This window comes from Nonomuraea sp. NPDC052129, from assembly GCF_040680095.1.
In the GTDB taxonomy this organism is placed as follows: domain Bacteria; phylum Actinomycetota; class Actinomycetes; order Streptosporangiales; family Streptosporangiaceae; genus Nonomuraea.
In genome coordinates this window covers 369,559-384,518 of the sequence record NZ_JBFAVX010000003.1, presented here as the reverse complement: position 1 = coordinate 384,518, position 14,960 = coordinate 369,559, and the positions used below count along the sequence as shown (strand labels likewise).

Annotated in this window: 18 protein-coding genes; 8 read left to right on the top strand and 10 right to left on the bottom strand. The window is 69.2% G+C overall.

Translation table 11 applies throughout. The features are described 5' to 3' along the window. Positions 1–201 precede the first annotated feature (201 nt). From AB0L53_RS09910 to AB0L53_RS09895, 4 genes are read left to right on the top strand one after another with little or no spacing between them, the layout of a single operon-like run. A complete protein-coding gene (locus AB0L53_RS09910; protein ID WP_363992553.1) occupies positions 202–2,244 on the top strand; it encodes an ATP-binding protein in 2,043 nt (680 codons plus the stop codon). Beyond that, positions 2,241–2,648 (top strand): roadblock/LC7 domain-containing protein, encoded by a 408-nt coding sequence (locus AB0L53_RS09905; RefSeq protein WP_357653508.1) that lies wholly within the window; start codon positions 2,241–2,243, stop codon positions 2,646–2,648. The genes AB0L53_RS09910 and AB0L53_RS09905 overlap by 4 nt, the downstream gene beginning before the upstream one ends. Further along, a complete protein-coding gene (locus AB0L53_RS09900; protein WP_358550223.1) occupies positions 2,645–3,010 on the top strand; it encodes a DUF742 domain-containing protein in 366 nt (121 codons plus the stop codon). Before AB0L53_RS09905 ends, AB0L53_RS09900 begins: the two co-directional genes overlap by 4 nt. Further along, positions 2,991–3,563, top strand: coding sequence for an ATP/GTP-binding protein (locus AB0L53_RS09895; RefSeq protein WP_225300026.1), 573 nt, complete (start codon positions 2,991–2,993; stop codon positions 3,561–3,563). Before AB0L53_RS09900 ends, AB0L53_RS09895 begins: the two co-directional genes overlap by 20 nt. On the opposite strand, the gene AB0L53_RS09890 is transcribed toward AB0L53_RS09895, so the two are convergent. From AB0L53_RS09890 to AB0L53_RS09870, 5 genes are all read right to left on the bottom strand, one after another. Continuing rightward, complete coding sequence (locus AB0L53_RS09890; protein WP_363992550.1) at positions 3,560–3,937, bottom strand: DUF742 domain-containing protein; 378 nt, start codon at positions 3,935–3,937, stop codon at positions 3,560–3,562. The genes AB0L53_RS09895 and AB0L53_RS09890 overlap by 4 nt on opposite strands. Further along, a complete protein-coding gene (locus tag AB0L53_RS09885; protein ID WP_363992548.1) occupies positions 3,934–6,186 on the bottom strand; it encodes a nitrate- and nitrite sensing domain-containing protein in 2,253 nt (750 codons plus the stop codon). The genes AB0L53_RS09890 and AB0L53_RS09885 overlap by 4 nt, the downstream gene beginning before the upstream one ends. 57 nt (positions 6,187–6,243) lie before the next feature. After that, positions 6,244–6,915, bottom strand: coding sequence for a DUF998 domain-containing protein (locus tag AB0L53_RS09880; RefSeq protein WP_363992546.1), 672 nt, complete (start codon positions 6,913–6,915; stop codon positions 6,244–6,246). 301 nt (positions 6,916–7,216) lie between these two features. Beyond that, positions 7,217–7,405: a hypothetical protein gene (locus AB0L53_RS09875; RefSeq protein WP_357957558.1), complete on the bottom strand. Its 189-nt coding sequence runs from the start codon at positions 7,403–7,405 to the stop codon at positions 7,217–7,219. Positions 7,406–7,551: 146 nt separating this feature from the next. Then, positions 7,552–8,001 (bottom strand): MarR family transcriptional regulator, encoded by a 450-nt coding sequence (locus AB0L53_RS09870; RefSeq protein ID WP_358550215.1) that lies wholly within the window; start codon positions 7,999–8,001, stop codon positions 7,552–7,554. A gap of 61 nt (positions 8,002–8,062) precedes the next feature. Here AB0L53_RS09870 and AB0L53_RS09865 point away from each other — a divergent pair, with 61 nt between their 5' ends. Next, entirely contained in the window at positions 8,063–8,572 is a 510-nt protein-coding gene (locus AB0L53_RS09865) for a VOC family protein (RefSeq protein WP_358550213.1), read from the top strand. A 120-nt stretch (positions 8,573–8,692) separates the two neighbouring features. Further along, a complete protein-coding gene (locus tag AB0L53_RS09860; RefSeq protein WP_357957564.1) occupies positions 8,693–8,932 on the top strand; it encodes a hypothetical protein in 240 nt (79 codons plus the stop codon). Positions 8,933–9,208: 276 nt separating this feature from the next. Here the strand turns inward: AB0L53_RS09860 and AB0L53_RS09855 are convergent, their stop codons facing one another. Then, positions 9,209–9,784, bottom strand: a complete 576-nt coding sequence (locus AB0L53_RS09855) for an NAD(P)H-dependent oxidoreductase (protein WP_363992543.1) — start codon at positions 9,782–9,784, stop codon at positions 9,209–9,211. A gap of 97 nt (positions 9,785–9,881) precedes the next feature. Here AB0L53_RS09855 and AB0L53_RS09850 point away from each other — a divergent pair, with 97 nt between their 5' ends. Next, on the top strand, positions 9,882–10,214 hold the full coding sequence (locus AB0L53_RS09850; protein WP_358550209.1) for a helix-turn-helix domain-containing protein: 333 nt from the start codon (positions 9,882–9,884) through the stop codon (positions 10,212–10,214). Between the two features lie 13 nt (positions 10,215–10,227). Here AB0L53_RS09850 and AB0L53_RS09845 read toward each other — a convergent pair whose 3' ends face one another. Continuing rightward, positions 10,228–11,334 carry a hypothetical protein gene (locus AB0L53_RS09845; RefSeq protein ID WP_363992540.1) on the bottom strand — a complete coding sequence of 369 codons (1,107 nt, stop codon included), beginning with the start codon at positions 11,332–11,334 and terminating at the stop codon, positions 10,228–10,230. Between the two features lie 211 nt (positions 11,335–11,545). Here AB0L53_RS09845 and AB0L53_RS09840 point away from each other — a divergent pair, with 211 nt between their 5' ends. After that, the gene (locus AB0L53_RS09840) at positions 11,546–12,475 is read left to right on the top strand and encodes a hypothetical protein (protein WP_363992538.1); all 930 of its coding nucleotides are present in this window, start codon (positions 11,546–11,548) and stop codon (positions 12,473–12,475) included. A gap of 8 nt (positions 12,476–12,483) precedes the next feature. On the opposite strand, the gene AB0L53_RS09835 is transcribed toward AB0L53_RS09840, so the two are convergent. From AB0L53_RS09835 to AB0L53_RS09825, 3 genes are all read right to left on the bottom strand, one after another. Beyond that, complete coding sequence (locus AB0L53_RS09835; protein ID WP_363992536.1) at positions 12,484–13,275, bottom strand: SDR family oxidoreductase; 792 nt, start codon at positions 13,273–13,275, stop codon at positions 12,484–12,486. 95 nt (positions 13,276–13,370) lie between these two features. After that, entirely contained in the window at positions 13,371–13,808 is a 438-nt protein-coding gene (locus tag AB0L53_RS09830) for a hypothetical protein (protein ID WP_363992534.1), read from the bottom strand. Positions 13,809–13,818: 10 nt separating this feature from the next. Next, positions 13,819–14,889 (bottom strand): DUF6745 domain-containing protein, encoded by a 1,071-nt coding sequence (locus AB0L53_RS09825; RefSeq protein ID WP_363992532.1) that lies wholly within the window; start codon positions 14,887–14,889, stop codon positions 13,819–13,821. Between the last annotated feature and the right edge of the window lie 71 nt (positions 14,890–14,960).

Sequence of the window (14,960 nt, the reverse complement as noted above, 5' to 3'; positions counted from 1 at the left end):
ACTGCGCCGGAAGCATAATCGGTGCTAGTCTCCTGTGCGATCTTCCGGAGGTGTGTTTACACAGAGTGTGCAAATACCCCTCGACTCCGAGGTTGGGACATGGGCTCGCATAACCGGTCAATTCGGTTCAAGATCTTCTTATTGCTGTTGCTACCCCTCCTGTCTCTGAGTGCGCTCTGGGGCTTTGCCCTCAATCTCACCGTGGGTGACGGCCAGGCCCTGCTAAGAGCCAACACGCTTTATCAGACGATCGGCATCACCTCCACCGACCTGGGCTTACAGCTCCAAGCCGAGCGGGCCCAATCGGCCGTGGCGGTCACCACCCGTCAACTCACCCAGGAGCTCGGGACACAGCGCGCCCGCACCGACAAGTCCGTGGCCGACTTCCAGAAGTCCGCCGTGACAGCGGGTGACGCGATCAAGGACAACCTGCGCGACGCGCTCGACACCCTCACCGCGGAGCTGAACCGGCTCGGCTCCATCCGCGCCGACATCGACGGCGGCATCAGCTCCCGGCTGACCAGCCTCAACGAGTACAACCGGGTCCTCGACGCCATCTTCCGGCTCTACGACCAACTCGTCTCGGTGCCCGACCTGCCGCTCTTCCAGCAGGCGTCGTCGCTGCAGGCCATGGGCAACGCCCGGGAGATCATCGCCCGCGAGCACGCGCTGGTCAGCGGCGCGCTCATCGACCGCCGGCTCACCGAGCCGGAGCTCACGGCGTTCACCGAGTACGTCGCGAGCCGCAGGTTCCTCAGCGCCCGTGGCCAGGCCGGGCTCGACACGGCGCTCCGCCGGCCGTACGAGCAGATCTTCGCCGGTGAGCCGTTCAGGGACTTCACCGCCATGGAGGCGCGCATCATCGCGAGCGGCGCCCCACCCGCCGACGGCGCGACGTGGAACGCGACCGTGGACCGGCTCACGGCGCAGCTCGACAAGCTCGGCGCGTCGTCCGGCGAGGTGCTGAGCGAGCGCGCGCTCGACTCCGCCACCAGCACCATGGTGAAGATCGGCACCGCGGGCGGTCTCGGGCTGATCGCCGTGCTCGCCTCGATCATCATCTCCGTACGCTTCGGCCGCCGCCTCGCCGGCGAACTGGCCGCGCTCAGGTCCGCGGCCGTGGAGCTGTCCGACAACCGGCTGCCCGGCCTGGTCGACCGGCTGAGCCGGGGCGAAGAGGTCAACGTCAAGAAGGAGGCCAAGCCGCTCAAGGTCAGCGGCGCGGCCGAGATCGTCGACGTGGCCAAGGCGTTCGGCTCCGTGCAGCGCACCGCCGTACAGGCCGCCGTGAGCCAGGCCGCGATGCGCCGCGGCATCGGCCAGGTGTTCCTCAACCTCGCCCGGCGCAAGCAGGGCCTGCTGCACCGCCAGCTCGCGCTGCTCGACGGCATGCAGCGCCGTACGCACGACCCTGACCGGCTGGAGGAGCTCTTCCGCCTCGACCACCTGACGACGCGCATGCGGCGTCACGCGGAGAGCCTGATCATCCTGTCCGGCTCCGCCCCCGGCCGGGCCTGGCGCAAGCCGGTGCCCGCGGTCGACATCGTCCGGGCGGCGATCGCCGAGGTCGAGGACTACACCAGGGTCACCGTCGAGGCCATGCCCGGCAGCGCGCTCGACGGAGCCGCCGCCGCCGACCTCACCCACCTGGTCGCCGAGCTGGTCGAGAACGCCACCATCTACTCTCCACCGACCACCACCGTGGTCGTCCGCGGCGACCTGGTGAGCAACGGTTACGCGATCGAGGTGGAGGACAGAGGGCTGGGGCTGTCTCCGGGCGAGTACGCGGCGTTCAACGCGCTGCTGACCAACCCGCCGGAGTTCGACCTGGCCGACAGTGACCGGCTCGGCCTGTTCGTGGTGGCCAGGCTGGCCGAACGGCACGGCATCCAGGTGCTGATGCGCCGTTCTCCCTTCGGCGGCACCACCGCGATCGTGCTGGTGCCGCGCGGGCTGGTCCACGACCAGGCCGCACTCGAGGCGGGCGGCGACGGGGAGGCACCCGTGCTGCCCAGCCGTACCAAGAAGAAGACGCTCGCGGTGGTGAACGGCACGCATGCCGGGCTGCCAAGGCGAGTGAAACAGGCAAATCTGGCACCCCAGCTCAAGACGGACGAACCGCCTGAGCCGGAACCGGAAGCGAAGACAGAGCGCTCTCCCGATGAGGTACGGGACCTGTTCTCCGCCTACCAGCGGGGAACCCAGCGCGCCCGAGAAGAAGCGAATGAGGAGGGGGAGGCATGAGTGTGCCGACGACCAACACCGGTGAGCTGAACTGGCTCCTCGACGACCTGACGACCAGGGTCGCAGCAGTACGCCAGGCCGTCATCCTGTCGACCGACGGCCTCGCGGTCGGCTACTCCAAGGGGCTGAGCCGCGAGGACGCCGAGCACCTGTCGGCCGTGGCCGCCGGGTTCCAGAGCCTGGCCCGCGGCACGGGACGGCACTTCGGCGGCGGCGACGTGCGCCAGACCATCGTCGAGATGGAGTCGGCGTTCCTCTTCGTGACGGCGGCGGGGAAGGGCACCTGCCTGGCCGTACTGGCCGACGCCAACGTCGACGTCGGCCACATCGCCTACGAGATGGCGATGCTCGTCAAGCGGGTGGGGCAGCACATATCCACCAACCCCAGGGCGACATCGTCATGAACGAACCCCCGCGGTGGCTTGACGAGGACGCGGGGCCGGTCGTCCGGCCCTACGCCCTCATTCGCGGGCGCACCAGAACCTCCGGGGAGGCGTTCGACCTCATGGCGATCGTCTCCGTCGTCGGAGACACGGAGGCGTACGATCTCGAACCCGAGCAATTGCTCATCCTGCGGGCAGCGCGTAACCCGATCACGGTGGCCGACGTGGCCGTCGAGCTCGATCTGCCCGTAGGCGTCGTCCGGGTGCTGCTCGGCGACCTGCGTGACCACGGCCTCATCTCGGTGTCGTCCCCCTCGGAAAAGGGACCGCGCCCGAATGAGCGCATTCTCAAGGAAGTGATCAATGGACTCCGTGCTCTCTGAGGACCCCGTCGCGCTGAAGATTCTGATCGCCGGGGGGTTCGGCGTGGGCAAGACCACGCTGGTCGGCGCGATCAGCGAGATCAGGCCGTTACGCACGGAGGAGGTGCTCTCCGATCGCGGCGTCGGCGTCGACGATCTCGACGGTGTGGAGGCCAAGACCACCACCACCGTCGCGATGGACTTCGGCCGTATCACGATCCGCGAAGGGCTTGTCGTCTACCTGTTCGGTACCCCGGGGCAGGAACGGTTCTGGTTCATGTGGGACGAGCTGTCCTACGGCGCGCTCGGGGCCGTCGTGATCGCCGACACCCGGCGGCTGACCGACTGCTTCCCGTCCGTCGACTACTTCGAGCAGCGCGGCACGCCGTTCGTGGTGGCCGTCAACTGCTTCGACGGCGCCGACCGGCACAGCGTGGACGACGTGCGGATCGCGCTCGACCTGGACGACGACGTGCCCGTGCTGCTCTGTGACGTACGGCGGCGCACCTCGGCCAAGGAGGTCATGGTCACGCTGGTCGAGCACTCTTTGAGGACGATGACGTCAGCGAACTAGAGCGCCCGTAGACCGTTGATGACCTCTCTGAGCAAACTCTCCGTAGGGGTCGTCGCTTTGGCGAGCGGCGGCCGGGCCGACACCAGGCCGTAGTCGAGCAGATCTCCGAGCAGTACCCTGGCCACCCCCACGGGCAGGTTCAGCTCGGCGGCGATCTCGACTACCGGCCTGGTCTGAGCCATGACGCAGTCCATCATCCGGCGGTGCTGACCGCTCAGCTCCGCCTTGGCGGGCACCGGCAGGCCGGTCGACGACACGGTCGCCAGCAGGTCGAGCTCGGGTGACGAGGATTTGGTGCGCCCCCTGGCCACCGCGTACGGCCGCACAACCGGGCCGGCCTCCTCGTCAACCCACTCGTCTGGCCCATGGGTCACGATTGGGATCCCCCATCCTGATCGCTGTCCTGCCGCCCGCGCTGCCAGCCCGACTGGAGCGAGGAGAGCAGAGCCCTGGCCTCCTCCGGTGAACGGCTCTCGGGCGAGCGTGCCTCAGTCTGCTCGGGGGGTGGCGACTGCTTGAGCTGCTCCGGCAGGTTGGCCTGTCGCACCCGGCGGGGCAGCGCCGACTCCTGGGACCGCTCAGGGCCGTGCTTGGCCGTGCGCTGGCGGCGGGGCAGCTGGCCGGGGGCCGTCGTGTCGTGAGGCGTCCTGGTGTCGTGAGGCGTCCTGGTGTCGTGAGGCGTCCTGGTGTCCTGAGGCGTCCTGACCACCGAGACGGACACCGACTCCAGTTCGGGCATCCGCACCGGCGTCGGGAGGGCCTGGATCAGCGCTGTGGGCACCAGCACGATCGCGGTGGTGCCGCCGTACGGGGAGGGCTTGAGCGTGACCGTGATGCCGTGTCTGGCGGCCAGCATGCCGACCACCGAGAAGCCGAGCCGCTCGGTCTGCGACGCCTCGAACTCGGGCGGGCTCTCCAGCTTCTCGTTGACAACCTGCCGGGCCTCCGGGGTCATGCCCAGCCCGCGGTCCTCGACCTCGACGGCGAAGCCCCTGCCGACCAGCTCGCCGCGGACCGACACCTCGTTGCCTGGTGAGGAGAAGGCGGCGGCGTTCTCGATCAGCTCCGCGAACAGGTGCATGAGGTCGGCCACGGCCGCGCCGGAGACCCCGCACTCCGGCATCGGGTAGACGCGGACCCGGGTGTACTCCTCGACCTGCGCGGCGGCGCCGCTCAGCACGTCCTCGACCGGGATGACGCCGCGCCACCTGCGCCCGGCGGAGCCGCCGGACAGCAGCACCAGGCCCTCGGCGTGGCGGCGCATGCGGGTCGTCAGGTGGTCGATCTTGAACAGCCGCGACAGCGCTTCCGGGTCCTCGGTCTCGCGCTGCATCTCGTCCAGCAGCTTGAGCTGGCGCTGCAACAGCGACTGGCTGCGCCGGGCCAGGTTGCGCAGCGCCTCGGAGACACCCTGGCGCAGCTTGGCCTGCTCGACGGCCGCGTCCACGGCGGTGTACTGGACACTGTCGAACGCCTTCGCCAGGTCGTCGATCTCGCTGGTCGCGCCGTCGCACATCTTGATGGGCGGCACCTCGGCCGGGATGTCGACGTTCTTGCCCTGCCGCAGCTTCGTCACGACGCCGGGCAGCCGGATCTCGGCCAGGTCGAGCGCGTTGCGGCGGAGCGCCGCCAGCTCACGGCTGACGCGCCGGCCCACCCGGATGGAGATGAAGATGGACAGGGCGACCGCGATGAGGCCGAGGACGCCCGCCACGCCGGCCCGTACGAGGATGGCGATGCCGGCCGGCGTCATCCGGGCCAGCAGCCGGTCACCGTTGTCCCAGATGACCTGGGTGTAGTCCTTCAGCTCGGCGTCGGCCATGCCGCGCCAGACCGCCGGGTCGAGCATCCGGCCCGAGACGTAGCCGTCCAGCGCGCGCTCCATCGCGGCCCAGCGCGCGGACTCGGTGACCTGCTCGAACGGGGCCCGCAGCTCGGCGTCGAGGTTGGCCATGGCCTTGGGGAACATGTACGTCCGCGTGCCGTCGAGCTTCGCGAGCATGTGCATGTCGCCCATGGACGGCTTGCCGTTGGCCGCGATGATCAGCGCGTGCTCGCGGCTCAGCAGCTCGCGGACCTCGCTGGCGGCGATCAGACCCTGCGCCTGCTGGGCCAGCTCGACGTCCGTGCCGAGCGTCAGCGACGGGTACAGGTGATGGACCGCGTCGCTGACCGCCGAGTATTCGGTGACCAGCGCGCCGGGGGTCAGCTTGCGGCTGTCGACCTTCTTCCTGATCTCAGGCAGGCGGTCGATGGCCGTGAAGACCTCTTTCAGCCGCCCCCGCATCTCAGGGGTGAGGGCGGCCTGCGTCGTCTCCGACAGGCCCCCGTCGGAGAGCCGCTTCTTGACCTCGTCGACCTTGCCGCGCGTGGCGGCCAGCTGGGCGGGGTCGGCGACGCCGCCGGAGATCACCTCGGCGGAGGCGAGACGCTCCTGCTCGAGTGTGTAGACCAGGAAGTCGGCGTGGCTGATGACTCCGGACCAGATCGTGTCGACCTTCAGCAGGCCCATGGCCTCACCGGAGGTCGTGCTCGCGGCGAAGCCCCAGAGTCCGACCAGAGAAACCAGTGGGAGAACCAGCAGCGTCGAGATCTTGAATCTGATGGATCTGCCAGATGCCATGACGCCCGCTCCCGGATAGAAGATCGCGGGAGAGAATAGCACCAAATGCGGCGGTTCTTAAGATCGACTCGCGACAAATCTATGATATGTCGGGAAATCCGCAGGTCGCTCGACTGCCCGTCCCCATGCCAGCCGTAGCAGCCACGCGGCGAGCACCGCCAGCAACGCCACCTCCGCGCCCAGCAGCAACCGCTCCACCAACCCGATCATCACCCGCTCGCCGGGCAGCGCCACATAGGTGACCGCCAGCACCCCGAGCCCGCCCGCCAGGGCCAGCCACTCGACGGTCCGCGCGACCGGCCTCCACACCTCGTCGGCCGTGAGCCGGGGCACCAGCAGGGCCGCCGCCGCGGGCAGACTGACGAACGCCGCCACCGACACGTAGCGGTGAATCTCCGCTGTCAGGGTCAGGTCGGCGCCGATGGGCGAGGTCGGGATGACCGCGGCGACGATGAGCGCCCCCGACCACACCCACAGCAACCGCTCCGGTAGCCCCCGCACCGGTGCGTTCGCCGCTTTCAGCGCCCTCAGCAGGACGAGCGAACCGAGGCCCAGCACCATCATCGCCGCTTCCGTGACGCCCCCGCGGTCGGACACGGCGTATTCGCTGACGGTCGCGTTGAGTGGGTTCAGGCCGGGGTCGAGCACCAGCTGCCCGACCACGATCCCGACCACCGCGAACACGATCGATCCGCAGGCGATGATGGGATAGAGCCTCTTTGCGGTCATGGCCCTACTTTCCCGCCCCCGGCCCACGCTTACATCCGGCGCCGCCCCTGACCCGACCCGGAGGTGATGTCGGGGTTTTTTAAGGGTCTTTTCTTTTACGGCAGGCACGGGAGGGCCCATCCGCCGACCGGGGTCGGCGGCCTTCCAGGGGCACGGTCCTCCGCCTCACCGGCTGGGCGCCGTGACGTGCGTCTTCTTGGCCGGGCACGGTCCATCGGTGCTCACCGCTCGGGAGTTGAGGGCCCACACACCCTGTCGGGATCTGTCGTGGTCCCTCGTGGTCCCTCGTGGTCCCTCGTGGTTACAAGCCCGAGGGGTCTCTGCCGACGCTGATCTCCTCGGCGATTCGGCGGAGTTCGGCCATGTCCAGGCCGGGGGCCTTGGGCAGCTGGCGTAGCAAGGCGTCCATCACCACGGGTACCGGCTGCCCGGCCAAGCGGCCGGCGATCCCGTGAACTGCCCTGAACAGCGCCTCATCCGTGTCGTGCATCCGCTCTCCTCGTTCGACTTCCGGGAGAACCGTACGGCGTCGCGGGGACAGTTTCGCGCTACGGCCTCAGCGTGTTCCACACCGTTTCGCGCTACGTTCGCGCTACGGCTCCAGCGTGTTCCGCACCGTTTCGCGCTACGTTCGCGCTACGGCTCCAGCGTGTTCCGCACCGCCGCGCAGATCTCGGCGAGCTGCCCCAGTTGTTCGGGGGTGAGGACGTCGAACAGGCTCCGCCGCACTTCCTCCACGTGGCCGGGCGCGGCGGCGGCCAGCGCGGCGAAGCCCTCATCGGTGAGCGCGGCGAAGCTGCCCCGGCGGTCGGAGTCGCAGGGGCGGCGCCGCACCCAACCGCGTTCCTCCAGTCGCGCGACCGCGTGGGAGAGCCGGCTCTGCGAGCTCTGCGCCCTGTTGGCCAGCTCGCTCATCCGCATCGAACGCTCCGGCGCCTCCGAGAGGGCCACCAAGATCATGTAGTACGTGTGCGGCATGCCCGCCTCACGCTGGAGCTGGCGGTCGAGCGCTTCGTTCACCAACTGGGTCGCGGCCAGGAAGTCGCGCCAGGTGCGCTGCTCGTCATCGTCCAGCCATCGGGTCATGCGCCCATTTTAGTTGAACTCTCATATACTCGGAGATAGCTTCCGCCGAGAGGGGTTCACCATGCCGGTCCAGCGGCTCAATCACGCGGTCCTGTACGTACGCGACGTCGAGCGCAGCGTCGCCTTCTACCGGGAGGCCCTCGGCTTCGAGGTGGTCATGGGCATGCCCGGCGCCGCCTTCCTGCAGGCGGCCGGCTCGACCAACGACCACGACCTCGGCCTGTTCCAGATCGGCGAGCAGGCTGGTCAGTCCACCGCCGGCCGGTCCACCGTGGGCCTCTACCACCTGGCCTGGGAGGTGGACACGCTCGACGAGCTGGAGCGCATCGCGGCCAAGCTGAGCGAGCTGGGCGCGCTGGCCGGGGCCTCCGACCACTCCACCACGAAGGCCCTGTACGCGCACGACCCGGACGGCCTGGAGTTCGAGGTCTCGTGGCTGGTGCCCGCCTCGCTCCTCACCGAAGAGGTGCTGACCGCGCGCAGCGGCATCCGGCCGCTCAATCTCGCGGCCGACAAGGAGAGGTACGGCGGCCAGACGCGCGGCGGCGTGGGCGTCTCCATCCCCGCCTGACGTCCCGACTATCCCCGCCTGACGTCCTGGCGTCTCCATCCCTCGCCTGACGTCCTGGCGTCACATTTCGCACTGGATGTACCGTGGCCTTATCCCACTCCCGCGCTTTGGAGGAGGGCCATGCCGAGCGATCCCGACCATGTTCTCGACGCCATCGACGGTGTCGTCGACGAATGGGAGACGTTGAGCGCCGACGCGATGCGCTGGGCGCCTCCCGAGAGCAAGTCCGAAGACCTGATCCACGAGGTGACGGAGATCTTCGGCCCGCTCGCGAACGCGCTCAGCCAGGCGTTCCGCCCACTGGGTGACGCCGTGACCCGCGTGCTCGACAACCTGATCGACAACGACGACGAGTCCTGAAATAACCCGAATGACCTGACATAACCCGCTATAAGCCCGCCTGCCGCACCGGCCCGGCATCCGCAAGCCCATGGCAGGCCGTACCGGATGCTTGGCCTCGCTCGCCGTCGCTCGCGACGGGCGGGCCAGGCTGTGAGGCCGGTGGGGTGGACGGTGATCGGACGCGCCAGGCGAGCAGTCAGACGGTCAGGCGGGCGATCGGACGCGCCACGCGGGACGGGCGAGTGGCCAGGCGGGTCAGACGGGCGCTCCGCCGCGCCAGGCGGAGCGGGCGGGTCAGGCGGCCGAGAGGCGCATGGGGCGTAGGGCGCCCGTGAGCTTGGCGAGTTCGGCCAGCATGGCGTCGGCGGCGGCGGTCATCACGTCGTTGGGCTTGACCGTGCCGTCCTCGACGAACTGCGGAACGAACGGCAGATTGACGGCCTCGACCACCGGGATCATCTTCAAGGTGCTGACCACCTGGCGCAGGCTGTTGACCGCGCGGGTGCCGCCGGAGAGGCCGCCGTAGCTCACGAAACCGGCCGCCTTGTGCTGCCACTCCTGGTGCAGGAAGTCGAGGGCGTTCTTGAGTACGGCGTTGAAGCTGTGGTTGTACTCGGGCGTCACGAAGACGTAGGCGTCGCCGCGCTCGACGATGGCGCTCCACTCCTTGGTGTGCGCGTGCTCGTACTGCTTGAGCCTGGGGTGGTTCGGCTCGTCCAGGAAGGGCAGGCCGACCTCGGCCAGGTCGATCAGCTCGACGTCGAAGTCGCCGCCGGCCACGGCCCGCTCGTAGAACCACTCCCCGATCATCCTGCCCACGCGGCCGGGGCGGGTGCTGGCGATGACCACCTGCAGTACGGGCTTGGACATGGGGCGCTCCTCAATCTCAGACGGCTAGCTGCTCAACATTATTGAGTAACTACATATTCCTTAGCAAATGGAGCGGCGGTTGGGTAAGATCTGCGGCGTGAGCATTGATTCGGTGTGCGTCAGGTTCCACACCGCCCTCGAACTGATCGGCGCCCGGTGGTCGGGCGCCGTGCTGCAAATGATCTTCAAAGGTGCGCACCGCTACGCCGCGCTCAAGGCGGCCATCCCCGGGGTCAACGACACGATGCTCGCCCGGCGCCTGCGGGAGCTGGAGGCGGCCGGGCTCATCGAGCGGCGAGTGCTCGCCACCTCACCGGTCAGGGTCGAATACCACTTGACGGAGATGGGCGAGGAGCTGCGCCCGGTCATAGACGAGCTGGTCATCTGGGCGCACAAGTGGATCCCGCTCCCGGAGGAGAAGGCCTCCTGACCTTCGGGTGCTGTCAGGCGGCTCCCACGTGTTCGGCGATGGCCCCGGTGACCGGTATGACCGTGGGCAGCGGCCGGGCGGTGAAATGCGCTGGCTTGTGGGTGCGCAGCAGCAGCTCGCCGCTGCGTTCCCAGTCGAAGCCGCGCTTGTTGAGTAGTCTCGCGAAGACCGCGCCGGCCTTCTCGGGATCGCGTTCGGCCAGCCGCTGGATCGGCACCGGCGAGACGGCGTCGCCCCGGAGGTAGGAGCTGACCAGCTCGCGATAAGGCCGCCTGGCGACCAGGCCGGGGTCCAGGAAGACCTCCTCCAGCTTGGCGAAGTCGGCGTAGTAACCGAGCCCCGCCACCTCGTCGAAGATCAGGGCCACCGTCTCGGCCCCGTCCATTCGTACAGGCAGCTCCTCCGTGGTCGGCGCCGCGCCGCCCAGGCGACCCGACTGGTAGGCCAGATAGCCGCGGATGCGGTCGGCCAGCTCGGCGGGCCGCAGCACGACCAGGTCGGTCCCGAAGTGACTGATGAAGCACCGGCGCTGCTCGCTCTGCAACTCCCTGGCCCGCGCCAGCAGCACCGGGTTGCGGAACACCCAGTCGGGATGCTCCAGCGCGATGTGCGCGGCCACCGGCAGGAGCGTGTCACGCGCGGCGGCGGCGTGGACCGCGGGCGTGCCGCTGATCAGCCAGTCGAGGCCGAGCGGCAGCAGCCTGCCCACCACGTACATCCCTGGCCGCAGCTCCCCGAACGCCGCCTCGCCCAGGTTGGAGAACGCCCGGTAGACCAGCTCGTCCACGAGGTTGAACAGCAGCACGGCCGCCCCGTCGACCACCCGCACCTCGTACACCCCCTCGACCACCTCCTTCCAGCTCGACAGCAGCTCCACCTCGGCCCTGGCCAGGTCGGGCCGCTCGCGCAGGAACCGGTCGATGACCGTGTCGCCACCGGTCAGCGGGTGCTGGTGGGCGAAGTAGTCGATGGGCAGGAAGGCCGCGGCCTCGTCGGTGGGCGGGTCGTCGGCGTGGAACCGATCGAGCACCCCGCTCAGCTCGCGTTCGAACCTGCCTGAGGTGGCAAAGTGGATCAGCTCGGCCTTGAGCTCAACGGCCCGCGCCAGCATGGTCATCATCACTCCTCGTGTCCGGAGTGACACTAACCGTCCCCGGGGCTGTCGAGACGGCTCTTCCGCCAGTTGGGGTCACCACCTGCCGCCTGTCCGGACCAGTTGGGGCGACCACCTGCCCTTCGTCGCCTGCCTCGCCGATAGCCTCGTACAGATGAGGTGCCGGGCGAACCGCTGCCGTGGTGGCCCGGTCGCGCGCTCAAGAGGTGGTAGGCGAATGACACTCTTGGATTACCTACGCGACTGGCAACCCAAGCCCGTGACCAGCGAAGACGTCATCTCGCCCCAGCCCGCGGCGGCCCTGGCGGCGGTTCTCGACGCGCCACCCACCGCCGGTGAGGCGCTGCCGTTGCCGTGGCAGTGGCTGTACTTCCTGGAGTGGCCGCCACAGGCCGCCCTCGGCCTCGACGGCCATCTGGCCGAGGGTCACTTCCTGCCGCCCATCCCGCATCGGCGGCGGATGATCGCTGGCGGGCGGATGCGGGCGCGGCGGGGGCTGGAGATGGGGCGGCCCGCCGTACGGACCGCTGAGCTGACGGCTGTCACGCCGAAGGAGGGGCGGACGGGAGAGCTGTTGTTCGTGACGGTGCGGTACGAGTACCGGCAGGGTGGGGAGTTGCGGCTGGTCGACGAGCAGGACCTGGTCTACCGCTCGGACCCGCCGACCGAGGGAACGGCTCCCGGCGAGACGCTTCCGCCGGCTGAGGGAGCGACTCCCGGCGGGACGCTTCCGCAACCGGGAGAGCCGGCCCCGGCCGCTGCCTCCGCCCCCGCCTCGGCTGGCGCTGACGCCAGTCCTGCGGATGCTGATGCCGCGTGGCGGCTTGCGGTTACCGCTACTCCGCCGCTGCTGTTCCGTTTCAGCGCGCTCACCGCCAACGCCCACCGCATCCACTACGACCAGCGCTACTGCGCCGACGTCGAGCGCTACCCCGGCCTCGTCGTGCACGGCCCGCTGCTCGCCGTTCTCATGGCCGAGTTGCCCCGACGGCACGCTCTGGGGCGGCGGATCACCGGACTGACCTACCGCCTGCGCCGTCCCGTCTTCGAGGGCGAGCCGTTCGTCGTCACCGGCTCGCCGGAGTCGGGGCAGCTGAGCGTCCAGGACACCTCCGGCAGGCTGCGAGCCGAGGCGCACTTCACCTGACCCCCGGTTCACACCGTCTTGAGCATCCCGCCGTCGACGAAGTACGTGGAGCCGACCGAATAGCCGGCCCGCTCCGAACACAGGAAGACCATGAAGTCCGCCACCTCCTCCGGGGTGGCGAACCGCTTGATCGGCGCGTGCTCCCGCGCGACCTCGTCGAGGTGCGCCTGCCAGTCCCCGCCGCTGTCCGCGGTCAGCTGCTTGGCGGTCTTCACCCAGTCGGGAGTGAGGACCAGGCCGGGGTTGACGCAGTTCACCCGGATGTTGTGGTCGATGACCTCCGTCGACAGCGTCTTGGAGAACATCATCAACGCGGCCTTGGTCACGTTGTAGATGGGTTCGTACCAGAGCGGCTGGACGGCGCAGATCGACGCGTTGTGCAGGATCACCCCGCCACCGCGCCGCCGCATGCCGGGCACGAGTCCGCGGGCCAGCCGTACCGCCGCCATGACGTGCAGGTCCCAGTACGCCTGCCACTTCTCGTCCGGGGCCTCGAGTATGGTCTCGTTGGACCCGGCTCCGGCGTTGTTGACCAGGATGTCCGCGCCCCCGAAGCCCTCTTCGGCCGCCTCGATCAGCGTCGCCGTGCCGTCCGCGGTCGCCACGTCACACGGGACGGGCACCACGCGCACGCCGTGGGCTTCGCGGATGCCGCGCGCCGCCTCCTCCAGGCGGTCGCCGACACGGGCGGCGAGTACGAGATGCGCGCCCTCTGCCGCGAGCCCCTGTGCCACGGCCAGGCCGATCCCGGAGCTGCCACCGGTGATGACGGCGACCTTGTCCCTCAACCCGAGTTCCACCGAACCTCCCGCAGACTGTCCACACTTGCCCCTCCATCATCGGGTACCGCCTGCGGCGCACCGGGATCGCGCGCCGCAGGGGTGTCGGCGTGGATTCAGTCCGCCACGAGGCGGCTCCTCTGGCCCTCGTGCTCGCGCTGCCGCCGGATGACGTACGTGCCCGGCGTGCAGCCCGTGCCCCCGTGTTCGGGATGCAGCAGGTAGGCGACGGCGGAGGTCTGGAAGATGCCGATCGCCAGCCGGTCGGAGTCCATCACGTCAACCGTCCAGCGGCAGGTGCCCGGGTCGGCGACGAGCGTGTGCGGGTTGCCGCCGGCCGCGCCACGCAGGAGTTCGACCCCTTCGGGCGGTACGTCCGTCCAGGTAGTCGGGTTCCATGGCCGTACGGACGACGCGACGACGGAGAGCGGGATGACGATGAGGTCGCCCTGGGCTTGGAGCCCGTCGACGACAGGGATGCGCACCGTCTGCTCGAGGTGGTCGAGCACGGCGAGTCCGGTCTGCTGGGAGAGGGAAGCGAGAGTCACAGTCATGGAGATCACCTCAGGTTCGGCGTACGAGAAGGGAGTACTGCTCGGCGGACAGCCCGTAGGTCCAGCCGGCGGCTTCGAGCGGGTCGTCGAGGAACCCCGGCACGGTCAGCCCGTACCGGCGGCGGTGCCCGTCGCGTTCGACGGACCCGTTGACCGCGAGGAGCACCTTGGTCTCCTTGCGCATGTCGTACAGCCGCAGTTCCGACCCGGGGTTGCCGGGGTCCGGCGCGGCGGCGACCAGCCGCAGGCCGGCCTGTTCGATGTACGAGCTCCAGCCGATGCGCTCGATCGCGCACCGCCTGACCTCGACGTTGGCCTCCTGGGCGATCCGCTGGACGTCCGGACCCGTGATCACCCAGGGGGGCACCTGGGTGCCGTGCCAGGCGTACACGTCCCACCCGTCCGCGTAGCGCGCCGCCGGGCCGTCGGCACAGTGCAGCCGGACTTCGCCGTCGTCGCTCCACACCTCCGTGTGCAGGGCGACGGGCCGTTCGGAGATGACGCACACGCCTTCACGAGGCCACCACCAGCCGCCTGACCTGGCGGCTGCCGCCCACAGATCGAGCTGTCTGGCCCGCTCGGTCGCGAAGACCACACCGGCCGCTCGACGGAGGGCGTCGTAATGGGCGATCCAGGAGACGCACTGCACGCCGTACCAGCCGTTCATCCGGCGTTCCCGAAAGTCATGCGCCGCCCGGACCGGCACGAGGAGCGAATCTTGGGTGGATCGCGCGAGCGGGCCGACCACCTCCCGGCGAATCAGCCGGTCCATCGGCTCCCATCTGACCCGGGTGTCGAGTTCGAGGCACAGCTGCCTCATCAGGGTGGAGAGCTGACGAAGCAGCGGCCATTCGGACATGTGCCGGGCGGCTTCCGAAGGCCGTAGGCCCGGTGGGACGGTCTCCAGCGCCGCGAGCGGTGACGAGACCCAGTGGAAACGCGGTGGAGCGAGCCCGATCAGGTGGTAGAGCTCGGAGATGGCGGCCTCTTTGGCCGGACGGTCGGCGGGCATGGTCGACAGCGTCGAACCCAGCCATTCTTCGCGGATTGCGGCAGCTTCCCGCTGCTCGGGAGCGCTCACCAGATGAAGGTGGCGTCGTCCTTTCCTACGATCATGGTGGAAATGGTGACAGATCTGGGTGGAATCTGTCT